Source organism: Nocardioides sp. OK12 (genome assembly GCF_024341885.1).
Classification (GTDB): Bacteria; Actinomycetota; Actinomycetes; order Propionibacteriales; family Nocardioidaceae; genus Nocardioides; species Nocardioides marinisabuli.
Genome location: NZ_BNET01000001.1, coordinates 322,301 through 347,871, shown reverse-complemented (window position 1 = coordinate 347,871; position 25,571 = coordinate 322,301). Strand labels below are relative to the sequence as shown.

Genomic DNA, 25,571 nt, shown 5'->3' with positions numbered 1-25,571 from the left:
GCCGGCAGTCTCGTGGTCAGGGCCGACCCGGCTTGGGTGCGGCGGCGAAGCGGACGTCGTCGACACGGCGCGCGGCCTGGCGCAGCTGCTCGGCGGCGTCGGGCGCCAGGCCCAGCGCGTCGACCAGGTCGGTGAAGCGCCGGCGCTCGGCGTCGAGGAGCCCGGTGATGCGCTCCTCGAGCATCCGCCGGGCCCGCTCGGCCAGTCCGCGCACCGCCTGGTCGCCGAAGACCGCCTCGAGGAGCTTCTGGCCCAGGGCGGCCGAGCCGCCCGCGATCCCGGCCTCGGCCCCGGTCAGGCCGGCGGTGTGGGTGAAGACGACCACCATCAGCGCGACCGAGAGCCCGTTGACGCCGAAGGCCAGGAACCGCGCGGTGGAGCGCTTGTCGGCGCCCTCGGCCTTGACCAGCTCGAGCACGTCGCCCTGCCACTCGCGCACGGCGCGCTCGGCCCGCCGGCGCAGGTCGCGCGAGGCCCGGCCGATGTCGGGCCCGGCCTGGGCCAGGAGGCCGACGCCGGCGGCGTGCTGCTGCCAGGCGGCCTCTGCCCGCTCGGCGGCCTGCTCGGCGTGCTCGAGGATGAGCAGCTCGAGGCCCGACTCGACCGCCACGGTGACCCGCTCGGCCTGCTGGGGCTTGCCCTTGACGGCGTTGACCACGCGGTCGCGCAGCCAGCCGACCCGGTTCTCCAGCGACTTCAGCAGCTCGCCGGTGCCGACGAACTCCTGCCAGCGGGCGAGCACCTCGCCGCGCAGCAGCGTGCCGTCGGCGGTCGCCTTGACCGCGTCGGCCGCGGCGCGCTCGTAGGCCCGCTCCGCCTCGTGGCGCAGCGTGGCCGCGGTGTCGACCTGCACGGCCGCGGCGTCGGCGACCGGGTGCACGTGGTGGGTGATGCTGCGGATCGCGCCGTCGAGGGTCTGCTTGACCACCGCGGCCCGGGCGCCGGCGTCGGCGGCCAGCGACTCCAGCCACCCGCGCACGTCGGCGACGTGACCGGGCGGCAGCAGCCCCGCCTCGTCGACCGGCCCCTCGTTGACCACGAAGAGCGGGGAGTCCTTGAGCCCGCGCGAGGCCAGCATCCGGGCCAGGTGGGTCGACACGGTCTGCACCGCGTCGGGCGCGGTGCGGTCGAGCACGACCGCGACGGCCGTCGAGCGGTCGGCGGCCTGCTTGAGGAAGCCCCAGGGCACCTGGTCGGCGTACCGGGCGGCCGAGGTGACGAAGAGCCACAGGTCGGCGGCCGCGAGCAGCTGGGCGGCCAGGGTGCGGTTGCGCTCCTCGACCGAGTCGACGTCGGGGGCGTCGAGGACGGCCAGGCCCTGCGGCACGGTGTCGGAGGCCACCAGCTGGAGCGCGTCGGGGTCGTTGGTCGAGTGCTCGACCCGGCGCAGGTCGGGCAGCAGCCGGTCCTGGCCGAACCAGTGCCCGTCGTCGGGGTGGTGCACCAGCACCGGCGAGCGCGTCGTGGGGCGCAGCACCCCGGGCTCGGTGACGCGACGGCCCACGAGCGAGTTGACCAGGGTCGACTTGCCGGCGCCGGTCGAGCCGCCGACGACGGTCAGCAGCGGCGCGTCGATCGTCATGACCCGCGGGATCACGTAGTCCTCGAGCTGGTCGACCATCTCCTGGTGCGAGGTGCGCAGCTCCTCGACCCCGGGCAGGTCGAGCGGCAGGGTCGCGGCCTGGAGGGCGCCGCGCAGGCGCACCAGCGCGGTGAGCATCTGCGCGTCGTCGACCCCGCTCGGGCCGCTGGGGCCGTCGGGGCTGGCGTCGTGCGGGGCTGTCATCGGGTCGGAACCACCTGTCCGGGGAAGGCGATGGACGGTCGTACGGCGCGGATACGCGCGACGTAGTGCTGTCCTCGGAGTGCGAAGTCTGGCGGAGGGGTGCCCCGCAGGTAGCGATGATGCAGGAATCCGAGCTCGATCACCGCTTGCTGGTAGTCACGCATGGCAGCCTCGCCGGCGGCACCACCCGCCTGGCGGGCGTGGCGGCGAGCCCGGCGACGCGCCCCGAGGTCGACGACCCAGCCGATGTCGGTGGCGGGCAGCAGACCGCGCTGCGCCGCGTCGCCCAGGGCGGCGGCCAGCATCGTGCGCTCCGAGCGGCGCGCCCACACGGCGATCGCGAAGAGCCCGACCAGCGCCGGGAACATCAGCACGAGGTAGACCACCACGAAGCTGCCGACCCCGAAGATGGTCGAGCCGTTCCACAGCCCGTGGGCCAGGACGGCCAGCACGTAGCCCCCCAGCGGCGCCAGCACCCGTACCGCCGGGGAGCGCGAGCCCACCGCCAGGCCGACGCCGATGCCGATGAAGGTGGTGAAGAACGGGTGGGCGAAGGGGCTGAAGAGGCAGCGCACCACGAAGGTGGCGGTCAGCGCCTCGGTGCCGCCGGGACCCATCCCGTCGGTGCCGTTGTAGGCGGCGGCGAGGTAGAGGATGTTCTCGACGAAGGCGAAGCCGATGCCGACCATGCCGGCGTACACGATGCCGTCGAGGACCCCGTCCAGCTCGGCGCGGCGCCACCACAGCAGCAGCACCAGGAACGCGCCCTTGGAGAGCTCCTCGGTCACGGGGGCGACCACGGCGAGACTGGCGGCCTCGGTCACCCCGACGAAGAAGCCGCCGACGCCCTGCACGAGCAGGGCCGCGGCGGTGGCCACGAAACCACCCCACAGCAGGCCCAGCAGCAGCAGCGAGCGCGGCTCGGGCTCGTACCGGTCGAGCCACAGGTAGCAGGCCACCAGCGGCCCCACCGGCAGGGCCGCGAGACCCGTGGCGAGCACCAGCGAGCCGGGGCCGCCGGACAGTGCGATGACCAGCAGGATCGGCAGGGCGCCGAGCACGACCAGGGCGGTGACGACGACGGTGAAGGCGACGTTGTCACGACGGGCCGGCACCATGGCAGCAGAGCCTATCGGCAGGCGTTGGTGGTGGCGTCGAGCGGCACCGCCGCTCTCCGGGTCGGCACGTAGCATGGCGTGCATGAGCGAGCAGAGCACCCCGGAGTCCGCCGAGCCCAAGACCGAGTCGCACGACCCGGCCGTGCCCGCGGCCTACTCGGAGTTCATGCGCACCGGCTGGGGCGAGCGCGAGCTCGACCTGCCGCGCCACCCGGTGGCCGACCTCGCCGCCCAGCGCCGCGCCCGCCTCGTCGAGGCCTTCCCCGGTGAGCGGCTCGTGCTGCCTGCCGGCACCTACAAGGTGCGGGCCAACGACACCGACTACCGCTTCCGCAGCGACACCGCGCACACCTACTTCACCGGCAACCTGACCTCCGACGCGGTGCTGGTCATGACCGACGGCGAGGCCGTGCTCTACGCCCGTCCGCGCTCCTCGCGCGAGAGCGACGAGTTCTTCCGCGACCGCCAGTACGGCGAGCTGTGGGCGGGTCGCCGCCCCTCGGCCCGCGAGATCTCCGACTCCCTGGGCATCGAGGTGCGCCACGTCGACCGGCTCGCCGAGGACCTCGCGGTCAGCACCCCCAAGACCCGGGTGCACCGCGGCGTGTCCGCCCAGGTCGACCGGCTGGTGGGCGGCGACGCCGGCCTCGACGGCGAGCTCGCACGGGTGGCCTCGGAGATGCGCCTGGTCAAGGACGACTGGGAGGTCGCCGAGCTGCAGGCCGCCTGCGACGCCACCACCCTGGGCTTCGAGGACTCGGTCTCCGACTGGGCCAACGTGCTCAAGTACGGCGAGCGCTGGATCGAGGGCACCTTCTTCCGCCGGGCCCGGGCCATGGGCAACGACATCGGCTACGACTCGATCGTCGGCGGCGGCAAGCACGCGACCACGCTGCACTGGATCGAGAACTCCGGCGCGATCACCCCCGGCGAGCTGGTCCTGCTCGACATGGGCGTGGAGGGCCACAACCTCTACACCGCCGACGTCACCCGCACGCTCCCGGTCGACGGCACCTACACCGGCGCCCAGCGCGAGCTCTACGACCTGGTCCTGGCCGCGCAGGAGGCCGGCATCAAGGCCGTGCGCCCGGGCACCCCCTTCGCCGACGTGCACACGGCCTCGATGACGGTGCTGGCCCACGGGCTCGAGGACATGGGGCTGCTGCCGGTCCCCGCGGCGCAGGCCCTCGACCCCGACAGCAAGGTCTACGCCCGGTGGACCCTGCACGGCACCAGCCACATGCTCGGCATGGACGTGCACGACTGCGGCGCCGCGGCCCCGGAGTCCTACGCCAAGGGCACCCTGGCCGAGGGCATGGTCCTGACCGTCGAGCCGGGTCTGTACTTCCAGGAGGACGACCTGCTGGTGCCCGAGGAGCTGCGCGGCATCGGCATCCGCATCGAGGACGACGTCCTGGTCACCGCCGACGGGCACCGCAACCTCTCCGCCGCCCTCCCCCGCAGCGCCGACGACGTCGAGGCCTGGATGGGCGCCCGCCTCTAGGACCCGCCCCCACACCGCGGGTTGCGCAGCGAGGGCCCCACCGTTGGTTGAGCAGCGAGGGCCGAAGGCTCGAGCGTCGCCGAAACCCGGTGACCCCACGGCGTACGGCGACCGCGCACCTCACCGGGTCTCGGCGACGCTCCTCGCTGGCGCTCGTCGCTGCTCGACCAACGGGCGGCGACCACACGGCGTACGGCGACCGCGCACCTCACCGCCGAGTCGGCCCGTTCACACCAGCCGGGTCGGCGTTGTCCCGCCGTGGGTTGAGCAGCGGGGGCCGAAGGCTCGAGCGTCGCCGAAACCCGGTGACCCCACGGCGTACGGCGACCCCGCAGCTCACCGGGTCTCGGCGACGCTCCTCGCTGGCGCTCGTCACTGCTCGACCAACGGGCGGCGACCACACGGCGTACGGCGACCGCGCACCTGCACGTCGAGTCGGCCCGTTCACACCAGCCGGGTCGGCGTCGTCCCCCCGTTGGTTGAGCAGCGAGGGCCGAAGGCTCGAGCGACGCCGAAACCCGGTGACCCCATGACGTACGGCGACCGCGGTTCTCACCGGGGTCTCGACGACGTTCCTCGCTGGCGCTCGTCACTGCTCGACCAGCGGCGCGGCCGCTGCTCAGTCGGGCGGGGCGGGCAGGTCGACCCAGAAGGTCGATCCCTCGCCGGGGCGCGAGTCGACGCCGAGCCAGCCGCCGTCGCGCTCGGCGACCGAGCGCGCCAGCGACAGGCCCAGGCCGGTGCCGCGCACGCCTGCCTCCGCGAAGCGCACGAACGGCTCGAAGACCTGGTCGAGCTGGCGCTGGGTGAGCCCCGGGCCGGTGTCCTTCACGCTGATCCGCACCCGGGGCTCGCCGGCCTCCCCGCGGGTGCGGGCGGCGGTGACCGTGACCGTGCCGCCGGGGCGGTTGTGGGCCACGGCGTTGCCGACGAGGTTGGTGAGGACCTGGCGCACGCCCGAGGCGGTGGCCTCGACCGCGAGGTCCGGCTCGATCGCGCAGGTCACTTCCACCCCGGCGGTCGCGGCCGGCGTACGGACCCAGTGGGCGACGTCCTGGACGGCCTCGGAGACCACGACCGGGCCGCGGCTGCCGTCGCCGAGCAGGCGCGCGGTGCTCAGCAGGTCCTCGACGATGGCGAGCAGCTGCTCGCCGGCGCTCACGATGACCCCGGTGTCCTTGCGGACCTGGGTGACGAACTCGGCCAGCTGCTCGGGGTCGAGCACGCCCTCGAGGTCCTCGGCGTCGTTCTGGAGCACCTCGGCGTAGCCAAGCACGGCGCTGATCGGGGTGCGCAGCTCGTGGCCGGTGGCGGCGAAGAACTGCTGCTGCACCGCGCTGGCCTGGTCGCCGCGCACGATCGCGTCGGCCAGCGAGCGCTCCGCGGCCTGCACGGCCATCCGTGCGGTGAAGGCGGCGCTGAGCAGGCGCAGGTCGGCCACCAGCGTCTCGGACCAGTCCCCCGGCTGCTCGCTGCCCACCGAGAGTGAGCCGAACATGGAGCCGCCGGAGAGCATCGCGGTGCTGACGGTGGCGCGCACGTGGCAGCGCGCCATCTCGCGGGCGTCCTGGGCGGCCTCGGACGGGAGCAGCTCGGCGTCGCGCACCACGACTGCCTCGCGCCGCGAGCGCTGGGAGAGCCACGGCATGGTGAGCGCGTCCTGCGCGTCGCGGGCGCCTCCGGGCAGCACGGTGCACCGGGCGCCGGGACGCTGCCACTGGCGCAGCCAGGCACGCTCCCCCAGGTGGAACCACTGCTCGGGGTCGGTGGGGCTGAAGGTGGTCAGGGCGACCGCGAGCACCTCGACGCGCGGGTCCTCCAGGACGACCTCGGCCAGCTGCTCGAGCGCCGTGACGAGCTCGGTCTCGGCCAGGAGCACCTGCTGGGCCAGGCGGACGCCGAAGGCGCTGGGCCGGGCATCCTCGGCGACCTCCTGGAGGGCGGGCTCCATCGTGCTGCTCACCCCTCCACCTCGTCGCGGGCCGTGACGGCCAACCGTGCCGGTCGCGGAAAGATACCGCGGGACTGGTCCAGGTGTACCGGTGCGGCCAGCTCGAGGTGCACGCCACCGGCCCACGTGGTGAGCGCGACCAGCTGGGCCAGGCCCACGCTGCGGCCCGGGCAGGCGTGCGGGCCGGCACCGAAGGGCAGCCAGGCCCCGGGCCGGGCGTGCGGGTCCTGCCACCGGTCGGGGGCGAACAGGCCCCTGGTGTCGCCGGTCTCCTGCTCGTGGGCCGGCACGAGCTCGGCGAGCCGGCCCAGCAGCAGGGGGCTGACCAGCACCACCCCGCCCTCGGGCACCCGCTCGCCCCCGAGCACGACGGCGCGACGGGCGACCCGGGCGGTGACCCAGGTCGGCGGGGTCAGCCGCAGCACCTCCCAGACGACCGAGGACGGCTCGAGGTCACCGGTGCCGAGCCGCTGCTGCAGCGCGGGTCGCTCGGCCAGCGCCACCAGCAGCCACGCCCCGGCGGCGATGGGGACCTGGGTGCCGGCCGCCAGCATCGTGGCCGTGCGCGCCGGCTCCGGGTCGTCGAGGGCCCGGAGCAGCGACTCGAGGCGGGTGCGCGCCGCGTCCTCGTGGCGGCGTACCCGCGACCAGCGGCCCGGGGGGCGCAGGGCCGCGATGACCGGGGCCAGCGCGTCGATCCAGGCGAGCACGGCGTCGGCGACCGCGTCGCGCTCGGGGTCGGCGACGCCGTCGAGGACCGCCGCGGCCGTGGCGCGGGCCACCGGACGGCGCAGCAGCCGCATGGCGTCGTGCTCGGCGCCCGCGCGCGATCGGACGGCCGCGCGCAGCTCGTCGACGAGGACGTCGGCGGCGACCGCCGTCCGGGCGCGGGGCAGCGGCACGAAGCCGGCGTCGCGGTCGCGCTCCTCGCCCCGGGGCAGGGAGCGACGGCTGACGTCGACCGGGAAGTCGAAGGCGCCCGGGTCGGTGAGGACCGAGCGCGCGTGCTCGAGGGTCGTGACCACCCAGGGCCCGTGGCGGCCCAGCGCCACCGGCTGCGGGCGACCCACCGCACGCAGCACGGCACCGAGCCGGCCGTCGGCCTGCTCGGTGCCGCGCTCGAGGACAGACGTCATCCGCCTGCCGTCCGGCGTCGGGTCGCGGTCAGCGGCCCGGACGCCACATGTAGAACGCCGAGACCTGGCGTGCGGCACGACGCTTCTGGATCAGCTTCAACATCGGTGTGCTCCCTCCCTAGAGTGGGTCCTCGGAGGTCCCGAGAACGACCGCCTGGACCCTCCCGTCCCTGCGGCTGGCCTCATCCTAGTGAGGCCGGGCTCACCCCGACCACGGAATCGAGCGCTCCGGTGGGCTCAGCGCGACTGCGCGAGCTCGTCGAGCAGGTCGAGCAGCTGCTGCTTGCGGAACGGCTTGGGCAGCACGGCGTCGACGCCGAGCTCGTGCAGCACCGGGCGCTTGTCGCCCGCCCAGGCGCTGACGACCACGACCCGCAGGCCGGGGGCCACGTCGGGGTGCTCGCGCAGCCAGCGCACGACGTCCTCGCCGCTCATCCGTGGCATCGAGAGGTCCAGCAGCATCACGTCGTACGTCGACGCGGCCAGCGCCTCGACGGCGAACTGGCCGTCGGCGGCCTCGTCGGCGACGTGCCCGAGGCGGGTGAGCATCCGGACCATGATGTCGCGGATGTCCTCCTGGTCGTCGACGACCAGGAAACGCCACTCCCCGGACCCGTCCACAGCAGGAGCCTAGCGATCTTTACGCGTCGAGCAGGTGTCTACGGCGTGGACGGTTGCGTCACGTCGGCTGCGTCGATGTCGTCCTCGAGCGGGCCGGCCAGGCGGTGCGCGGTCAGCAGGACGAGCGCGCCGACGCCCAGCGTGACGCCGAGCCCGAGCAGCACCGAGCCGACGAGGGCGACCGTCACGTAGCCGAGCGTCGCGGCGACGACCGAGATGACGACGTACGGCAGCTGGGTGGTCACGTGGGTGATCACGTTGCAGCCCGCTCCGGTGGAGCTGAGGATCGTGGTGTCGGAGATCGGCGAGGCGTGGTCGCCGGCCACGGCACCGGCCAGCACCGCACCCAGCGCCGGCAGCAGCAGCTCGGGGGCGTCGACGGCGTTGACGATGCCGCCGGCGATCGGCAGCAGCAGGCCGAAGGAGCCCCACGAGGTGCCGGTCGCGAACGCCATCGCGCCGGCGATGAGGAAGACCGTCGGGACCAGCCACGACGGGGAGATCGAGGAGTCCTCGACCAGGCCGCCGAGGAACTCGCCGGTGCCCAGGGCGGCGATCAGCGAGCCGAGCATCCAGGCCAGCAGCAGGATGCTCACCGCCGGCCACATCGACCGGATGCCCTCGGCCCAGCCGCGGCCGAAGGTGCTGGCCCCGAACTTGGGGTTCGACGAGGTGTCGCGCGCGTAGTAGTAGAGCGAGCCCGCCAGCCCCAGGAAGCCTCCGACGAGCAGCGAGAGCGTCACGTCGGTCTCGGCGAGGATGTCGATGGGCGACCAGGAGCCGGCCCCCCTTCGTCCGGTGACCGCGATGCCGCCGAGCACCCCGAGCACGAGCAGCCCGAAGGGCACCACCAGGGCGCGCTTGGCGCCGGGACGGTGGGTGGGCAGGTCCTCGGACAGCTGCCCGGGGATGTCGTCGCTGCGGTCGTAGGTCTCCCCCTCGACCAGGGCCCGGCGCTCCTCGCGGCGCATCGGGCCGATGTCGACGCCCAGCAGGACCACCAGCGCGACCATCAGCAGCGCCGCGTAGGCGTAGTAGTTGGCGCCCGCGGCCCGCAGGAACGCGCTCACGTCGCTCATGCTCAGCGAGGACTCGTCCATGATCGGCGCGATGACGCCGAGGATGTAGGCGCCCCAGCTGGAGAACGGGACCAGGACCGCCACCGGCGCCGACGTGGAGTCGACCAGGTAGGTCAGCTTGGCCCGCGAGACCCGGTGCCGGTCGGTCACCGGGCGGGTGACCTGGCCGACGGTCAGGGCGTTGAAGTAGTCGTCGATGAAGATCGCCATGCCGAGCAGGGCGGGCAGCAGCACCGCGCCGCGCCGGGTCTTGATGCGCTCGTGGGCCCAGTCGGCGAACGCCTTGGTGCCGCCCGACATCAGGATGAACGCGGTGATCACGCCCAGGGTCAGGGTGAAGACCAGGATGTAGACGTAGGTGGTGTTGAGACCACCGTCGACCCAGAAGATCTCGGCGAAGGCGGTCGCGACCAGCGTGACGGTCTCCCAGGGCGACCCGTCGGCCACCAGGAACGCGGCGCTGAGCACCCCCAGACCCAGGCTGAGCAGGACCTTGCGGGTGGCCACCACGAGACCGATGGCGAGCAGCGGCGGGACCAGCGACAGGAACTCGTACGACTCGACCACGGTGGCTCTCCTCCCGACAGGGGTGCACACGCTACCCCTGCTCGGCCGGCGCCGATCCCACCCTTGCGTGGCCGCCACGACGGCGGCCGGTGCGGGTGCGTGCCCGCGCGACGCGGAGGCCGGGGAGCCGACGGACGGCCTGAGGCATACTGTGCCCCGGGTCGGGGCTCACGCCCGGAGCCTCGTCGTCCTCCCGGACGTCGTGCCGGACCGCCCCCGATCCCCCGCCTCCGTAGCTCAGCTGGATAGAGCAGCGGCCTTCTAATCCGCCGGTCGCAGGTTCGAGTCCTGCCGGGGGCGCTCGTCGCGGCGCCGGCACCTCCGGGTGCCGGGTCAGCCGCTGCGCGGATCCTGCGCCGAGGGTCGCAGGACGCGCACGCGCTCGGGGCGGAACCCGTTCTGCATCGCCCAGGCCACGGCCTGCGAGCGCGAGCCGGCGCCGATCTTGCGGTAGGCGGTGCGGATGTAGGTCTTCACCGAGTTGATCGACAGGTAGGTGCGCTCGGCGATCTCCTGGTTGGACAGCCCGGCGCAGATCAGGGCGAGCACCTCGGCCTCGCGCGCGGTCAGCCCGCGCTCGCGCCCGGGCCAGGAGCCGACCTCCGGCAGGGTGCAGTCGCCGACGTCCTCGGGCCGCAGCACCACGCCGGCGGCGATCTGCTGCAGCGCCCAGGCCATCTCCTGCCCGGTCACCTGCTTGGACAGGTAGCCGCTCGCGCCGAGGGCCAGCGCCCGCTCGACCACCTCGGGCTCGGTGTTCCAGCTGAAGACCGCGACCCGGGCCCGGCCGTGGTCGACCAGGGTGGGCAGGTCGACGCCGTCGCCCTGGTCCTGCCCGAAGGTGTCGTAGAGGATCACCTCGACCTCGGAGAGCACCTCGGCCCCCGCGACGATCTCGACGACGCGCACCCGGTCGGCGTACGGCTCGAGCACCGCCGCGACCCCGGCCACCACGATCGGGTGGTCGTTGACGATCGCGACCCGCACGGGCGCGCCCTGGGCTGGCATGGGCCCAGGATAGGGAAGTTCACCCCCGAGGAGGATGCGCGGAGCGAGGCCTTTACCTAACCTCGGCCCCAACGACCGTGGGGGTAGGCCTTGTCGAAGACGTGGCAGCAGCATCCGGCGTGGGGGCAGGTCCCGCCCCTGGAGCTCGACGGCGGCCCCGACGGCGTGAACCGGCTGGTCGTCGTCTCGGCGCACCCCGACGACGAGAGCCTGGGTGTCGGCGGCCTGATCGCCACCGCGCACCGCGCCGGCCTCGACGTGTACGTCGTCCTGCTCACCGCCGGCGAGGCCTCGCACCCGCCCGGCCGGGAGATGACGCGCCACGCCCTGGCCACCGAGCGGCTGGCTGAGATGGAGGCGGCGGTCGCCCTGCTCGCCCCCGGCACCCCCGTGGTGTTCCTGGGCGCCCCCGACGGCGGCGCGGCCGACGTCGAGGACCAGATGGTCGTGGCCCTGCGCGACATCGTCGGTGACGGCGAGCGCACGCTGCTGGTCGCCCCCTGGCGCCACGACGGGCACCCCGACCACGAGGCGGCCGGCCGCGCCGCGGCGGAGGTGGCCCGGCTCAGCGGCGCGCGCCTGGTGGAGTACCCCCTGCTGATGTGGCGCCTCAGCGGGCCCGAGGAGGCCCCCTGGGAGCAGATGGTCCGCCTCGACCTCGACCCCGAGGTGCTCGAGACCAAGCTGGCCGCCATCCGGGCCCACGCCAGCCAGCTGCGCGCCCTCTCCCCCGGCGACCCGCCCGCGCTCTCGGGGCCGATGCTGGCGCACTTCACCGTCGCGGTGGAGCACCTCGTGGTCGGCGCCGCCGCCCCGGAAGGACCGAGCGACGGCGCCGACGAGGCCCTGCGTCAGCCGGTGTAGCCGTCGATCTCGGCGAGCAGCCGCTGGGCGACGTCGGCGGGCGCGAAGGAGGCGTGCACCGAGGCGCGGGCCAGGTCGCGCAGCCCCACCTCGTCGAGGTCGAGCAGGTCGGCGGCGATCACGTACTCGTTGTTGAGGGTGGTGCCGAACATCGGCGGGTCGTCGGAGTGCACGGTCACCGTGACCCCGGCGTCGCGGAAGGCGCGGATCGGGTGCTCGTCGAGCGTGGCCACCGCCCGGGTCGCGATGTTGGAGGAGGGACAGACCTCCAGCGGCACCCCGGTCCGCGCCAGGTGGGCCAGCAGCTCGGGGTCCTGGGCCGCCGAGGTGCCGTGCCCGATGCGCTCGGCACCCAGCAGGTGCAGCGCGTCCCACACCGTCTGCGGGCCGGTCGTCTCCCCCGCGTGCGGGACACTGCGCAGGCCGGCGGCCCGGGCGGCGTCGAAGTAGGGCTGGAACTGCGGGCGCGGCACGCCGATCTCGGGGCCGCCGAGCCCGAAGCCGACCAGGGCGTCGGTGCGGTGCTCGAGCGCGTACTCGAGGGTCTTCTCCGCGGCCGGCAGCCCGGCCTCGCCGGGGATGTCGTAGATCCAGCGCAGCACCAGGCCGAAGTCGCGCTCGGCGGCGACCCGGGCGTCCTCGAGCGCCTCGGTGTAGGCCTCGACCGCCATCCCCACGCCGCTCTCGTGCGGGCGCACCGAGGTGTACGGCGTGCAGGTGAGCTCGGCGTAGCGGACCTGCTGGGTGGTGGCCATCTCCCGCGCCACCTCGTAGGTCAGGTAGCGCACGTCCTCGGGGGTGCGCACCAGGTCGACCACGGCGAGGTAGACGTCGATGAAGTGCGCGAAGTCGCGGAACTCGAAGAAGCGCCGGAGCTCGTCGAGGTCGGCGGGCACCACGCCCGGGTGGCGGGTCGCGAGCTCGGAGACGATCTGCGGGGAGGCCGAGCCGACGTGGTGCACGTGCAGCTCGGCCTTGGGCAGGCCGGCGACGAACGCCTCGAGCGCGCTCACTCCACACCCGCGACCAGGGCGGCCGCGATCTCCTCGACGGACCCGCCGTTGACGGGCTCGCCGTCGAGCAGCACGGTCGGGGTGCCCCGCACCCCGGCGTCCTGGGCGGCCTGCGTGGCCTCCTCGACCCAGTCGTTGCGAGCGCCCGACTCGATGCCCTCGGCGACCGCGTCCTCCTCGGCGCCGGCCTCGACGGCCAGCTCGACCAGGTCGGCGTCGGAGGGGAACGGGCCGCTCTCGGAGGGCTGGTTCTCGAAGAGCAGGTCGTGGAACTGCTTGGCGACCTCGGGACCGGACTCCTCAAGCACGACCGCGAAGGCGTTGGTCGCGCGCTGCGAGTAGTCGCCGATGCGGGAGAGCAGGTTGAAGGGCCGGTACTCGACGGTCACCTTGCCCTCCTCGGCGAGCCGCGCCAGGTCGGCGCTCGACTCCTCCTCGAGCGCGCCGCAGAACGGGCAGAGGAAGTCCTCGTAGATCACGATGTCGTGGGGTGCGTCGGTCGGGCCGACGACGACGCCGTACTCCCCCTGGCCGGCCGCGGGGGCGGCCACGTCGGTGCTGGTGTCGCGGTCGCGCTGGATGAGGAAGCCGACCCCGATGATCAGCACCATCGCCAGGACCACGCCGCCCACCGAGAGCATCTTGCGACGCCGCTCGGCGCGCTCCTGCTCGGCGCGTGCCTGCTGGGCGCGGGCGGCGCGCTCGGCTGCGCGGTCGGCTGCCTTGGCCTTGCTCTTGCTCATCGTTCTCCCTCGTGGGTCAGGTCGCTGGGCTCGACGTGGTCGGGCTCAGCGTGGTCGGGGCTGGTGTCCGGGCCGGGTCGGGGCGCCCAGAAGAGGTTGTCGACGGCCCACCGGGTGCGCGGCAGCGCGACGAGGTAGACCGAGGCCGCCAGCAGGGCGGTGTCACGGGCGATCTCCCAGGGGTACTTCGAGGCCGCGTCGGGGTCGGTGCCCCCACCACCGAAGCAGCCGCAGTCGATGGTCATGCCGCGCGCCCACACCGAGGCGATGCCGATGATGAAGGCGACGAAGAGGACCGCCGAGACCACCGAGGCGCCCCGGGTCAGCAGGCCCAGCACCAGGGCGAGGCCGATGACCACCTCGACGACCGGCAAAAGCTGGCCCACGGTGGGCACGACCGCCTCGGGCAGCAGGTCGTAGGCGCGCACGGCGGCGACCGACTCGTAGGGGTCGGGCAGCTTCACCGCGCCGGCGACGATCCAGACCCCGCCGGTCAGCAGGCGTGCCACCAGCCCGATCCACTCCTTGACCGCGGTGCTCACGCCCCGAGCCTAGGAGAGCCGGCTGAGCGCGCACTGAGAGAGGGCCCGACCCGAGGCACCGGGAGAGGGACCCGGTGGCGTGCTGCGGCGCGCGTAGGGTGTGGCCCCATGAGTGACCGACTGGTGTGGATCGACTGCGAGATGACCGGCCTGGACCTGGGCGCCGACGCCCTCATCGAGGTCGCCGCCCTGGTCACCGACTTCGACCTCAACGTGCTGGGCGAGGGCGTCGACATCATCGTCAAGCCGCCCGCCGAGGCGCTGGAGCAGATGATCCCCTTCGTGCGCGAGATGCACGAGAAGTCCGGCCTGCTCGTCGAGCTCGAGCAGGGCGTGAGCCTCGCCGAGGCCGAGGAGAAGGTGCTGGCCTACATCAAGGAGCACTGCGCCGACGGCAGCCGCCCGCCGCTGGCCGGCAACACCGTGGCGACCGACCGGGCCTTCCTGGCCCGCGACATGCCCGCGCTCGAGTCGTTCCTGCACTACCGCATCGTCGACGTCTCCTCGATCAAGGAGCTCTCGCGCCGCTGGTACCCGCGCGCCTACTTCGCCGCTCCTGAGAAGCGCGGCAACCACCGCGCGCTGGCCGACATCCAGGAGAGCATCGAGGAGCTGCGCTACTACCGCGAGGCGGTCTTCGTGCCCGCGCCCGGCCCCGACAGCGCGAGCGCCAAGGAGGTCGCCCAGCGCCACGGGGGCTCGATCACGGGTCTCGGCGAGCCCTCCTGAGCCGCACCCGCCCAGCGTACGAGCCCGATTCTGCACCGCCGGGTCGTGTGCCCTAGACTCTGCGTCGTTCCGGCCACGGCCGGATCATGGTGGGCGTAGCTCAGCTGGTAGAGCACCGCGTTGTGGTCGCGGGGGTCGCGGGTTCAAGCCCCGTCGTTCACCCCACTGCCGTCGGGCCCCTGCCCCGCACTCGTGCGGAGCAGGGGCCCGACGCATGTCCGGACCCGCCACCTAGGCTGCGTGGGTGCCCCCGACTCCCGTCACCCTCGAGCGCGCCGACCACGACGACCCCCGGGTCGTGGCAGCGGTACGCCGGTACGTCGGCGAGCTCGACGCCCGCTTCCCCGGTGGTTTCGCCGTCACCGAGGCCGACCTCGTCGACCCCGGCGGGCACTACCTGCTGGCGCTGCGCCCCGGTACCGACCCCGGCACCGACGGCCCTGACGACCCCGACGACGCTGACGGCGCCGTCGACGTGGTGGGCGTCGGCGGGGTGCGCGCGCTGCCCAGCACCGACGGCGTCCCGACCGCCGAGGTGAAGCGGATGTGGGTCGACCCGTCGGCCCGAGGCAGTGGACTGGGTCGGCTGCTGCTGGGCGCGCTGGAGGACCTGGCGCGCGAGCTGGGCCACCGCCGGGTGCTGCTCGACACCCACCTCACGCTCGGTGAGGCGCTGGCGCTCTACGACCGGGCCGGCTACGACCGCGTCGAGCGCTACAACGACAACCCCTACGCCCAGGCGTTCTTCGCCAAGCGCCTCGACTGAGGGGGCTCAGGCAGGGATGTGCCCGAAGCGCCCGCTCTGGAAGTCCTGGTAGGCCTCCATCACCTCGGCGCGGGTGTTCATCACGAACGGCCCCGCCCAGGCGAGCGCCTCGCGGATCGGCCGCCCGCCGAGCACGACCACGTCGAGGGCCGGCGTGCGGCTGTCCTGGCGGGCGTCGGCGCTGACGCTGAGGTAGTCGCCGGCGCCGAGCACGGCGGTCTGGCCGGTGCGCACCGGGCGCCCCTCGACCCCGACCGTGCCCTGGCCGCTGAGCACGTAGACCAGTGCGTTGTGCTCGACGTCCCAGGGCAGGTCCAGACGTGCCCCGGGCTCGACGGTGGCGTGCACCAGGCTCATCGGCGTGTACGTCGCCCCCGGGCCGGCGTGCCCGTCGACGGTGCCGGCGATGACCCGCACCAGGGCCCCGGCGTCGGGGGTCGAGAGCAGCCGCACCTCCCCGGAGCGGATGTCCTGGTAGCGCGGGTCGCTCATCTTGGCCTCGCGCGGCAGGTTCACCCACAGCTGGATGCCGTGGAAGAGGCCGCCCGACTGCACCAGCCACTCGGGCGGGGTCTCGATGTGCAGCAGGCCGGAGCCCGCGGTCATCCACTGGGTGTCGCCGTTGGTGATGGAGCCGCCGCCCCCGTGGGAGTCGCGGTGGTCGAAGACGCCGTCGATCATGTAGGTGACGGTCTCGAAGCCGCGGTGCGGGTGCCAGGCGGTGCCCCGGGGCTCACCGGGCGCGTACTCCACCTCGCCCATCTGGTCCATCATGATGAACGGGTCGAGCAGCGCCAGGTCGATGCCGGCGAAGGCCCGGCGCACCGGGAACCCCTCGCCCTCGTGGCCCTGCGGCGCGGTGGTGACCTGGAGCACCGGGCGCGGCTGGTCGCCGAGCCCCGGCGGGCGCAGGCGGGCCAGGGTGGTGAGGTCGTCGACGGTGATCGCAGGCACAGGGCCCACCTCGCTCCGGGTGCAGGGACGGGGACACCGGTTCCAACGGTAGTTGAATACTTGATATTCCTCGTCAGACCATCGCCGGCAGCTCGACGACGAAGGTGGCACCGGCCCCGGGTTCCGACTCCGCCCGCAGCGTGCCGCCGTGCTGGGTGACCACCGAGTGGGCGATGGAGAGCCCCAGGCCGCTGCCCGGGATGGCCTGCGCCTGCGCCAGCGAGGAGCGGAAGAACCGGGTGAAGAGCCGCTCCTGCTCGGCCAGCGGGATGCCGATCCCGGTGTCGGTGACGGTGAGGACGCTGCCCCGGGCGTCGTGTCGCAGCGCCACGTCGACCCGGCCGCCCCGCGGGGTGAACTTGACCGCGTTGCCCACCAGGTTGATCACGACCCGCTCGAGCATGTCGCGGTTGCCCAGGAACGGCACCGGCTCCCCCGGCGCCTGGACGCTCAGCGCCACCCCGGCGCGGTCGCCACCCGGTGCCACCACCGCGCAGCCGGTGCGCACGACCTCGCCGAGGTCGAGCACCTTGTCGTCGAGGCCGAGCCCGTCCTCCTGGACCCGCGAGAGGGTCAGGAGGTCGTCGATGAGGGTCAGCAGCCGCCCGCTGTTGGCCGCGACCTTCGTGACCGCCGTGCGCTGCGGGGGCGTCAGCTCGCCGAACGAGCCGTCGTCGAGCAGCTCGAGGTAGCCCTGGATGCTGGTGATGGGGGTGCGCAGCTCGTGGCTGACGCTCGAGACGAAGGCGTCCTTGACGGCGTCGACCTCCTGCATCCGTGCGAGGGCGTCGCGCAGCGCCTCCTCGGCGGCGACGCGGTCGGTGACGTCCTCGGAGGTGCTCACGTAGCCCAGCACGCGGCCCGCCTCGTCGGTGATGCGCCCCAGGGTCATCGAGTGGGTGCGCTCGACCCCGTCCCTGCGCACGAAGCCGATGTCGCCGCCGGCCATGTCGGGCTCCATCATCCGCGCCGACACGGCTGCGAAGTCCTCGGCGACCCCGAGCTCGCGTGCCTTGGCGCTGATCTGCGCAGGCGTGTGCAGGACCTGTGTCGAGCAGCCCATGACCTCGGCGGCCGACCAGCCCAGCAGCCGCTCGGCCCCCGGGTTGAAGAGCGTGATGCGACCGTCCCGGTCAGCACCGACGATGGCCATCCCGGTGGCGCTGCGCACGATGCGGTCCAGGGTGTCGCGCTCGGCGGCTGCGGCGCGGGCGGCCTCGACGCTCTCCCCCACGCGCAGCAGCAGCGGCACCACGATCAGGGCACAGGTGGCGGCGAACGCGGCGAGCAGGACGGCGCGCACGTCGCGCGGCAGGTCGAGCAGGACCGGGACGTCGGCGAAGGGGCCGCGGTCGGCCGTGGTCATCAGCACCGCGAAGGCGAGCACCGCGACCATCTGCGCCAGGGCCGCCCGCGGGCTGACCCGCAGCGCGCTCCACGCCAGCAGCGGGACCAGCACGAAGACCACCGAGGGCACCATCTGGGGCACGAGGACGGCGGGTGCGACGACCAGCAGCACGCTCCACTGCAGCACCTGCTCGGGACGCCGCGCGATCGAGCCGTGCGTGGGCAGCCGCGCCCACAACGGGGTCAGGGCCAGCTGCGAGGCGACGTGCGAGGCACCCAGGGCCAGCCCCACGAAGCCCGGGTCGCCGAAGCCGGCGACCGCCGAGGTCAGCGCACCGCCGACGAGGGCCAGCAGCCCTCCGAGCAGGCAGGCGCCCAGGTAGCGGCGCAGGTCGGCGTCGGTGCGCAGCCGCCACGCGCCCTCACCGCCGGCCAGCAGGAGCCGGGCGACCACCCACGTCTCCACCGCGATCGTCAGGGCGTAGCCGACGACCACCGCCGGCGGACGGTGCGCCACCGAGAGCGTCAGCAGCGCCAGCACCAGCACCACGGCGAGCAGCACCGGTGCACGGCGGCGCGGGGCGAGCACCAGCACCCCGGTCGCGGCGCCGACCGGCCAGATGCCGATCACGTGCCCGTCGGCCGACGAGGCGCGCACCGCGCCGAGGCCGAGCACGACGATCAGGGCCAGCAGCGCGGCGACGCGGACCTGCCAGCGGCTGGTCCAGCCGGTGACGCTCGGGCTCGTCGGCACGCCGTCCCCTCCCAGGTCGGTGGCGACTCCCCCGTCGCGCCCGGACATCGTGGCACCTGCGGCGTGGCGCGCCCATGACCGACACCGGTCATTTGTCCCACCCGAACGGACGAGGCGGGACGGGCCGGGCGCCCGGACCGGCCCCGGGCGCGGCACCCACCCGGGCGGGGCCCGGCGGTCCCGGGCTCGTCTAGGTTGTCCCGATGAGCCCCGCCACCCCCTCTCGCAGCCACTACGACGTCGCCGTGGTCGGCGGCGGACACAACGGCCTCACGGCCGCCGCCTACCTCGCCCGGGCCGGGCTCTCGGTGGTGGTGCTCGAGCGCCTCGACCACACCGGGGGCGCCGCCGTCTCCGCCCCCGCGTTCAGCGGGCACGACGTGCGGCTCTCGCGCTACTCCTACCTGGTCTCGGTCATGCCCGACGAGCTGATGCGCGACCTCGACCTCGACGTGCGGCTCGCCTCGCGCCGCACGGCGTCGTACACCCCCACCCTGCGCGGGGGCACGCCCGGCGGGCTGATGGTCCAGCGCCCCGAGGGCGAGGAGACCGCCCGCTCCTTCCGCGACCTGACCGGCGGCGACGACGAGTACGCCGCCTGGTGCGACTTCTACGCCGGTGTGGGCCGCCTCGCCGAGGCCGTCGCGCCGACGCTGCTCTCCCCGCTCCCCCACGAGCGCGACCTGCGCGAGCAGGTCGACCCCACGATCTGGCGCGACGTCGTCGAGCGGCCGCTGGCCGAGGCCATCGAGCGCCGCTTCCACGACGACACCGTGCGCGGCGTCGTCGGCACCGACGCCCTGATCGGCACCTTCGCCTCGCTGCACGACCCGTCGCTCGTGCAGAACCGGTGCTTCCTCTACCACCTGATCGGCAACGGCACCGGCGAGTGGCGGGTGCCGGTCGGCGGGATGGGCGCGGTCACCGACGCCCTGGCCCGTTCGGCGGTCGGCGCCGGCGCCGAGGTCCTCACCTCGGCCGGCGTGTCGGCGATCCGGCCCGGCGAGGGCGGGCCCGCCGAGGTCGACGTCCACAACGGCGCGGGGCCGCTGACCCTGACGGCCGACACGGTGCTGGCCAACGTGGCGCCCTGGGTGCTGCGCATCCTGCTCGGCGAGGGCGAGGACCCCGCCTCCAAGCCGGTGGGCGCCCAGCTCAAGATCAACCTGCTCCTCGAGCGCCTGCCGCGACTGCGCTCGGGCGTCGACCCCGAGGAGGCGTTCGCCGGCACCCTGCACCTCGCCGAGGACTACTCGCAGATCGAGCGGGCCTACGCCGACGCCGCCGCCGGCCGCGTGCCGACCCAGATGCCGGGCGAGGTCTACTGCCACTCGCTGAGCGACCCCTCGATCCTGGGGTCGGCGGCCCCGGGCACGCACACGATGACCTACTTCGGCCTGCACACCCCCGCGACCCTCTTCGAGCGCGACGCCGAGGCCACCAAGCAGCTGGCCGTCGAGCGCGCGCTCGCGGCGCTCGACGAGCACCTGGTCGAGCCGATCTCGTCGGTCGTGGCCCGCGACGCCGAGGGCAACCCGTGCATCGAGGCCAAGATCCCCCAGGACATCGAGGCCGACCTGGCCATGCCCGGCGGGCACATCTTCCACGGCGACCTCGACTGGCCCTGGGCGCCCAACCGGGCCCGGCTCGACACCCCCGCCCAGCAGTGGGGCGTGGCCACCGGTGTCGACCAGGTCCTGCTCTGCGGGTCCGGCAGCCGTCGTGGCGGCGCCGTGTCGGGGCTGGGCGGGCACAACGCCGCCCAGGCGGTGCTGGCCGCGCGTTGAGCCGGCCCGACGCCGGCACCCACCCTCGATTTCGACTCCGCGCCGCCCGCTGGTAACGTTCTCATCGCTTCACCACGCGGCATTAGCTCAATTGGCAGAGCAGCTGACTCTTAATCAGCGGGTTCGGGGTTCGAGTCCCTGATGCCGTACAGATCTCCACGCTCGAGGCCCACCACGCAGAGATGCGGGTGGGCCTCGAGTGCTTTCCCGACCTCGGCCCCCGGCGGTCTGGACCGGTCCACGTCCGGTCGGGGCGGCTTTACCGTCCTGCCGGTGGCGCGGCCCTCGACGCCGTAGCCTCGGGGCCGAGCCACCACGTGGAGGGACGGGGCGGCACCCGGGGCTGGGAGGACCCATGGCGCACGAGCGCGGCACCGCCACGGCGGACACCGGCCCGCGGGCCGGGCGGAGCACCCTGGCCGACGCCGGCACCGCGAAGCGGGCGCTGACGGCGCTGCGCACGGTCTCCGACGCCGACCTCGCCGACCTGCTCGCCCTGGCCGCCGACCTGACCGGCGTCGAGGTGGCCGCCCTGGCCGTCGCCGACGACGACCGGTTCCACTACCCCGTCACGGTCGGCACCGACCCCTCCGCCATGGCCTCCGCCGAGGCGATGTGCCGCCTCGCCCGCGGTGTCCCCGGCCTCGTGGAGGTCACCGACACCACGCTCGACCCGGACCTGCGCGACTCTCCCCTCGTCACCGGGGAGGTGGCGTCGGTGCGCTACTACGCCTCGGTGCCGCTGAGCACCGCGGCGGGCGACGAGGTCGGGCGCTTCTCCCTCTTCGGCAGCCGCCCGCACCACCTCGACGGCGAGCAGCGGCGGGTGGTGAGCACCCTGGCGGTCGCCGCCAACCGCATCCTCGAGCTGCGCCTGCGCCGACTGGCGCCGACCCAGGTGCCCACCGCCGACGCCCTGGCGGTCGCGGCCCAGGTCAGCCACGACCTCCAGTCGCCCCTGGCGACCCTGACGATGAGCCTGGGGATGCTGCAGGGTGGTGGTCTCGACGCGGCCACCCACGCCTCGGTGCTGGCGATGGCGGTCCGGTCGGTCGAGCGGATGAGCGGCATGGTCGAGGGCACCCTGCGCCTGCACGACCTGGCCCACGAGCCGCCGCGGCACGAGGTCGTCGACCTGCGCGACCTCGTCGAGCAGCTGGTCGCCGACGAGCACGACCAGTGGGACCGCGCCGGCGGCAGCGTCGACGTGGGCCCGCTGCCCCGGGTGGTCGGCGACCCCGCCCAGGTGACCCTGGTGCTGCAGAACCTGCTCCAGAACGCCCGCAAGTTCGCCCGGCCCGGGCACCCGCCCGAGGTCGCGGTGCGCGCCGCCCGCGAGGGCGACCGAGTGCGGGTGACCGTGCGCGACACCGGCGTGGGCATCCCGGTGGAGCACCGCTCCCGGGTCTTCGACCTCTTCGCGCGCTCCGGCGAGGCGCAGGGCCACGGCATCGGTCTGGCCACGGTCGCGCGGATCGTGCACGCCCACGGGGGCCGGTGCGGCGTCGAGGACCTCCCCGAGGGCGCCGGCGCGGCGCTGTGGTTCGAGCTGCCCGCCGCCTGAGGCGGCTCGCCGGGTGGTGCGCGGTCACCGGCCGGCTGGCACCGTGGAGCCCGTGAGCGCCCCCACTCCTGGCAGTCCCGGCAGCCCCGGCAGCCCCGGCAGCCGCGGTCACGACGCCGTCGTCGTGGGCGCCGGCCACAACGGCCTGGTCGCCGCCAACCTGCTCGCCGACGCGGGCTGGTCGGTGCTGGTGCTCGAGCAGCAGGACCAGGTGGGCGGCGCGGTGCGCAGCGACACCGAGGTGCACCCGGGCTTCGTGCACGACACCTTCAGCGCGTTCTACCCGTTCGCGGCCGCCTCCCCCGTCATCGCCCGCCTCGGGCTGGAGGAGCACGGGCTGCGCTGGCAGCACCCGCCGGCCCCGCTGGGCCACCCCTTCCCCGACGGGGGCTGGGCCTTGGTGCACCCCGATCGCGAGGACACCGCGGCCGGCCTCGAGGCCGAGCACCCCGGCGACGGCGAGGCGTGGCTCGACCTGTGCCGCACCTGGGACCGGGTCGGAGGTCCGCTGCTGGGCGCGCTGCTCGACCCCTTCCCGCCCGTGCGCGGGGGCGCCCGGCTGCTGTCGCGGCTGCCGGGGGCCGGCGGCCTGCACCTGGTGCGCGAGCTGCTCACCCCGGCCGGCTCGTTCGGCGCGCAGCGCTTCGGCGGGCGCGGCGCACGCACCCTCATCGCCGGCAGCGCGGGCCATGCCGACATCCCGCTCGACGCGACCGGCTCGGGGGCCTTCGGGCTGATCATGACGATGCTGGCCCAGCACGTCGGCTTCCCGGTGCCCGAGGGCGGTGCCGGCCGGCTCACCGAGGCGATGGCGCGCCGGCTCGAGACCCGTGGCGGCCAGGTGCTGCTCGGCACCGAGGTCACCTCCATCGACGTCGAGGGCGGGCGGGCCGTCGCGGTGCGCACCCGCGAGGGCGAGCGGTACGCCGCCGGGCGTGCCGTCGTCGCCGACGTCTCGGCGCCGCTGCTCTTCGGCCGGTTGCTGGACCCCGACGACCTGCCCGCCCGGGTCGTGCGGGGGATGTCGTCCTTCGAGCTCGACCCCGCCACCGTCAAGGTCGACTGGGCGCTGTCGGGGCCGATCCCCTGGGCCCAGGCACCCGCCGTGGCGCCGGGCTCCTTCCACGTCGGCGACTCGCTGGCCGAGCTGCAGGGCTCGCTCGCCGAGGTCGCCGCCGGCGGGGTGCCGCAGCGGCCCTTCCTGCTCGCGGGGCAGATGACCACCACCGACCCCACCCGCAGCCCCGCCGGCACCGAGTCGCTGTGGGCCTACACGCACGTGCCGCAGTCGGTCGGCGCCGCGTGGGGGCGCGACGAGGTGGAGCGCTTCGGCGACCGCGTCGAGTCGCGCCTCGAGGAGCTCGCCCCCGGGTTCGGGTCGCGGGTGCTGGCCCGGCGGGTCCTGGGCCCGCGCGACCTGCAGGAGCGCAACGCCAGCCTCATCGGTGGTGCCGTCAACGGCGGCACCTCCCAGCTGCACCAGATGCTGGTGCTGCGCCCGGTGCCCGGCCTGGGGCGCCCCGAGACCGGCATCGGCGGCCTCTACCTGGGCTCGAGCTCGGCGCACCCCAGCGGCGGGGTCCACGGCGCGCCCGGCGCCAACGCCGCCCGGGCCGCGCTGCTGCACCACCGACTGCACGCCCCCGTGCGCGCCGGGGCCGGCGTACGAGCACTGCTGGGGCGGGCCGCACCCGACGGGTGAGCGCCCGACCGGCCGGGCGACCTACCGTCGAGGCCATGCCCACCATGAAGCTGTCCCGCACCCTGTCCGCCGCCACCGCGTCGTACGGCGCCTTCGCGCTCGCCCGGCCCTCCCACCTCCCCGACGCCCTCGGCTCGCAGGCCGCAGACCGCGACGGCCTCGAGCTGCTGGCGCAGTCCTACGGCGTGCGTGACCTCGCCATCAGCGCGGCCGGTGTCTTCGGCTCGCCGTCGGTCGTCAAGGCCGCCATGGCCGTGCGGATCGCCATGGACCTCGGCGACTGCGCCCTGCTGTCTGCGCGCACCGAGGGCGACGTGCGCCGCAAGGTGATGGCGGTGACGCTCGGCTGGGGCGCGCTGAACGCCGTCGCGCTGCTGGTCGACCGCAAGGGCTGAGCCGGCGCCGGACCCGGCTACACTCCCTGCGTGCTTGGTTGTCAGGCACAACCATATTCGAGGAGGACCCGGGTGCCGTCGCTCTCGACCCTGCGCCGGCGCGGCGACGAGCGCACGACCTTCGCGGTCCTGGCGGTCGCGGTCGCCTCGTTCGTGATGCTGCAGTCGCTCGTCGTGCCGGTGCTGGCCCAGCTCCAGGTGGAGTACGAGACCGACCAGGCCACCGTCACCTGGGTGCTGACCGCCTACCTGCTCTCCGCCTCCATCGCCACGCCGCTGGTCGGGCGCCTCGGCGACGCTGTCGGCAAGCGACGGGTCCTGGTGGTCGCCCTGGTGCTCCTGACGGTCGGCTCCGCCCTCGCCGCGCTCGCCCCCACCATCGGCTGGCTGATCGCGGCCCGGGCGGTGCAGGGCGTCGGTGGCGGGGTGATGCCGCTGGCCTTCGGCATCATCCGCGACGAGTTCTCCCCGACCCGCGTCAACGGCGCGCTGAGCGTGATGGCCTCGCTGACCGCGGTGGGCTTCGGTGTCGGCATCGTCACCGCGGGACCCGTCGTCGACGCGCTCGGCTTCACCTGGCTCTTCTGGCTGCCGATGATCGCGACCGCGCTGGCCGCGGTCGGGGCGGTGGCGCTGGTGCCCGAGTCGCCCGTGCGCACCCCCGGCCGGCTGCCGGTGCTGCCGGCGGTGCTGCTCGCGGGCTGGCTGGTCTGCCTGCTGCTGGGCGTCAGCCAGGGCAACGTGTGGGGCTGGGGCTCCGCCCGGGTGCTGGGCCTGCTGGTGGCCGCGGTCGTCCTGGTGCTCGCCTGGGTGCGGGTGGAGACGCGGGTGCCGGTGCCGCTGATCGACATGACGATGATGCGCCAGCGCGGCGTGTGGACGGCCAACGCGGTGGCGGCCTTCGTCGGCTTCGGGATGTTCGCCTCCTTCGGCTTCCTGCCCCAGTTCCTCCAGAGCCCCGTCGAGACCGGCTACGGCTTCGGCGCCTCGATCAGCGAGTCGGCCACGCTGCTGCTGCCCTCGGCGGTCGCCAGCTTCCTGGTCGGCTTCGTCACCGCCCGCCTCGTGCGCCGCTTCGGCGCGCGAGCCGTCATCGTCGCCGGCACCCTCGGCAACGCGGTCGCCTTCGCCTCCTTCGGGCTCTTCCACGACCACACCTGGCAGCTCTACCTGGCCACCACCCTCCAGGGCCTGAGCTCGGGCTTCGTCTTCTCCTCCCTCGCCGGCGTCGTGATCGGCGCGGTCCCCGCCCACCAGACCGGCGTGGCCAGCGGCATGAACGCCAACATCCGCACCATCGGCGGCGCCGTGGGCTCCGCGGTGATGGCCGGCATCCTCACCGCCGACGTGCTGGCCTCGGGCTACCCGACCGAGCACGCCTACGTCGTGGGCTTCCTGGTGCTCGCCGCCGCGATGGTGCTCGCCGCCGTGGCCGGGGCCCGCATCCCCGACTCCCACGAGCAGCGCACCGCAGGGGCCCTCGCCGACGCCGACAACGCCGAGCTCGGCAACGTCGCGGCCGCGCCCTCGCGCTGAATCCCGCACCCTTCTGCAAGGAAACCTCAAGGTCCGCGGCCGGGTCCACAAGGTCTGCGCAAGCAGGCCTCCCGGGGCCCTCGGGGCTGCCAGGCTCGCCTCATC

The 25,571-nt window shown here is 74.3% G+C and carries 21 protein-coding genes and 3 tRNA genes; 12 read left to right on the top strand and 12 right to left on the bottom strand.

Features of this window, described 5'->3' with window-relative positions; all coding sequences use genetic code 11:
• Positions 1-16: 16 nt before the first annotated feature.
• Positions 17-1,786, bottom strand: a complete 1,770-nt coding sequence (locus tag OCU29_RS01760) for a GTPase domain-containing protein (protein WP_261818575.1) — start codon at positions 1,784-1,786, stop codon at positions 17-19.
• On the bottom strand, positions 1,783-2,904 hold the full coding sequence (locus tag OCU29_RS01755) for a PrsW family intramembrane metalloprotease (RefSeq protein WP_179615806.1): 1,122 nt from the start codon (positions 2,902-2,904) through the stop codon (positions 1,783-1,785). The genes OCU29_RS01760 and OCU29_RS01755 overlap by 4 nt, the downstream gene beginning before the upstream one ends.
• 82 nt (positions 2,905-2,986) lie before the next feature.
• Between OCU29_RS01755 and OCU29_RS01750 the strand changes: the two genes are divergently transcribed.
• A complete protein-coding gene (locus tag OCU29_RS01750; RefSeq protein WP_261818574.1) occupies positions 2,987-4,408 on the top strand; it encodes an aminopeptidase P family protein in 1,422 nt (473 codons plus the stop codon).
• A 619-nt stretch (positions 4,409-5,027) separates the two neighbouring features.
• Here the strand turns inward: OCU29_RS01750 and OCU29_RS01745 are convergent.
• From OCU29_RS01745 to OCU29_RS01730, 4 genes are all read right to left on the bottom strand, one after another.
• Entirely contained in the window at positions 5,028-6,371 is a 1,344-nt protein-coding gene (locus tag OCU29_RS01745) for a sensor histidine kinase KdpD (protein WP_261818573.1), read from the bottom strand.
• The gene (locus tag OCU29_RS01740; protein WP_261818572.1) at positions 6,368-7,495 is read right to left on the bottom strand and encodes a cytochrome P450; all 1,128 of its coding nucleotides are present in this window, start codon (positions 7,493-7,495) and stop codon (positions 6,368-6,370) included. Before OCU29_RS01740 ends, OCU29_RS01745 begins: the two co-directional genes overlap by 4 nt.
• A gap of 237 nt (positions 7,496-7,732) precedes the next feature.
• Positions 7,733-8,116, bottom strand: coding sequence for a response regulator (locus OCU29_RS01735; protein WP_261818571.1), 384 nt, complete (start codon positions 8,114-8,116; stop codon positions 7,733-7,735).
• Positions 8,117-8,154: 38 nt separating this feature from the next.
• Complete coding sequence (locus tag OCU29_RS01730) at positions 8,155-9,762, bottom strand: Na+/H+ antiporter NhaC family protein (RefSeq protein WP_261818570.1); 1,608 nt, start codon at positions 9,760-9,762, stop codon at positions 8,155-8,157.
• Positions 9,763-9,988: 226 nt separating this feature from the next.
• Here OCU29_RS01730 and OCU29_RS01725 point away from each other — a divergent pair.
• Positions 9,989-10,062, top strand: a tRNA-Arg gene (locus OCU29_RS01725).
• A 33-nt stretch (positions 10,063-10,095) separates the two neighbouring features.
• On the opposite strand, the gene OCU29_RS01720 is transcribed toward OCU29_RS01725, so the two are convergent.
• A complete protein-coding gene (locus tag OCU29_RS01720) occupies positions 10,096-10,770 on the bottom strand; it encodes a response regulator transcription factor (protein WP_179615800.1) in 675 nt (224 codons plus the stop codon).
• Between the two features lie 90 nt (positions 10,771-10,860).
• On the opposite strand from OCU29_RS01720, the gene OCU29_RS01715 reads away from it, so the two are divergent.
• Positions 10,861-11,634, top strand: a complete 774-nt coding sequence (locus OCU29_RS01715) for a PIG-L deacetylase family protein (RefSeq protein WP_261818569.1) — start codon at positions 10,861-10,863, stop codon at positions 11,632-11,634.
• Here the strand turns inward: OCU29_RS01715 and OCU29_RS01710 are convergent.
• The 3 genes from OCU29_RS01710 to OCU29_RS01700 are packed head-to-tail and all read right to left on the bottom strand — an operon-like array spanning position 11,622 to position 13,932.
• Positions 11,622-12,647 carry an adenosine deaminase gene (locus tag OCU29_RS01710; protein ID WP_261818568.1) on the bottom strand — a complete coding sequence of 342 codons (1,026 nt, stop codon included), beginning with the start codon at positions 12,645-12,647 and terminating at the stop codon, positions 11,622-11,624. The two genes, OCU29_RS01715 and OCU29_RS01710, sit on opposite strands and share 13 nt — an antisense overlap.
• Positions 12,644-13,390 carry a DsbA family protein gene (locus OCU29_RS01705; protein ID WP_261818567.1) on the bottom strand — a complete coding sequence of 249 codons (747 nt, stop codon included), beginning with the start codon at positions 13,388-13,390 and terminating at the stop codon, positions 12,644-12,646. Before OCU29_RS01705 ends, OCU29_RS01710 begins: the two co-directional genes overlap by 4 nt.
• Positions 13,387-13,932 carry a MauE/DoxX family redox-associated membrane protein gene (locus tag OCU29_RS01700; protein WP_261818566.1) on the bottom strand — a complete coding sequence of 182 codons (546 nt, stop codon included), beginning with the start codon at positions 13,930-13,932 and terminating at the stop codon, positions 13,387-13,389. The genes OCU29_RS01705 and OCU29_RS01700 overlap by 4 nt, the downstream gene beginning before the upstream one ends.
• A 108-nt stretch (positions 13,933-14,040) precedes the next feature.
• Here OCU29_RS01700 and orn point away from each other — a divergent pair, with 108 nt between their 5' ends.
• From orn to OCU29_RS01685, 3 genes are all read left to right on the top strand, one after another.
• The gene (orn, locus tag OCU29_RS01695; RefSeq protein WP_179615795.1) at positions 14,041-14,661 is read left to right on the top strand and encodes an oligoribonuclease; all 621 of its coding nucleotides are present in this window, start codon (positions 14,041-14,043) and stop codon (positions 14,659-14,661) included.
• Between the two features lie 89 nt (positions 14,662-14,750).
• Positions 14,751-14,826 (top strand) — tRNA-His (locus tag OCU29_RS01690).
• A gap of 79 nt (positions 14,827-14,905) precedes the next feature.
• A complete protein-coding gene (locus OCU29_RS01685; protein WP_261818565.1) occupies positions 14,906-15,427 on the top strand; it encodes a GNAT family N-acetyltransferase in 522 nt (173 codons plus the stop codon).
• A 6-nt stretch (positions 15,428-15,433) separates the two neighbouring features.
• Here OCU29_RS01685 and OCU29_RS01680 read toward each other — a convergent pair whose 3' ends face one another.
• Positions 15,434-16,381, bottom strand: a complete 948-nt coding sequence (locus OCU29_RS01680; RefSeq protein ID WP_261818564.1) for a pirin family protein — start codon at positions 16,379-16,381, stop codon at positions 15,434-15,436.
• Positions 16,382-16,454: 73 nt separating this feature from the next.
• The gene (locus OCU29_RS01675) at positions 16,455-18,482 is read right to left on the bottom strand and encodes an ATP-binding protein (RefSeq protein ID WP_261818563.1); all 2,028 of its coding nucleotides are present in this window, start codon (positions 18,480-18,482) and stop codon (positions 16,455-16,457) included.
• 203 nt (positions 18,483-18,685) lie between these two features.
• On the opposite strand from OCU29_RS01675, the gene OCU29_RS01670 reads away from it, so the two are divergent.
• The 6 genes from OCU29_RS01670 to OCU29_RS01645 all read left to right on the top strand — a co-directional run bounded on the left by OCU29_RS01670 (position 18,686) and on the right by OCU29_RS01645 (position 25,466).
• Positions 18,686-20,269, top strand: coding sequence for an NAD(P)/FAD-dependent oxidoreductase (locus OCU29_RS01670; protein ID WP_261818562.1), 1,584 nt, complete (start codon positions 18,686-18,688; stop codon positions 20,267-20,269).
• A gap of 76 nt (positions 20,270-20,345) precedes the next feature.
• Positions 20,346-20,418 (top strand) — tRNA-Lys (locus OCU29_RS01665).
• A gap of 206 nt (positions 20,419-20,624) precedes the next feature.
• A complete protein-coding gene (locus tag OCU29_RS01660; RefSeq protein WP_261818561.1) occupies positions 20,625-21,833 on the top strand; it encodes an ATP-binding protein in 1,209 nt (402 codons plus the stop codon).
• A gap of 52 nt (positions 21,834-21,885) precedes the next feature.
• Positions 21,886-23,535: an NAD(P)/FAD-dependent oxidoreductase gene (locus OCU29_RS01655; protein ID WP_179615789.1), complete on the top strand. Its 1,650-nt coding sequence runs from the start codon at positions 21,886-21,888 to the stop codon at positions 23,533-23,535.
• A gap of 35 nt (positions 23,536-23,570) precedes the next feature.
• Positions 23,571-23,930: a hypothetical protein gene (locus OCU29_RS01650; protein WP_218876322.1), complete on the top strand. Its 360-nt coding sequence runs from the start codon at positions 23,571-23,573 to the stop codon at positions 23,928-23,930.
• 72 nt (positions 23,931-24,002) lie between these two features.
• Complete coding sequence (locus OCU29_RS01645; protein WP_261818560.1) at positions 24,003-25,466, top strand: MFS transporter; 1,464 nt, start codon at positions 24,003-24,005, stop codon at positions 25,464-25,466.
• The last annotated feature ends 105 nt before the right edge of the window (positions 25,467-25,571 follow it).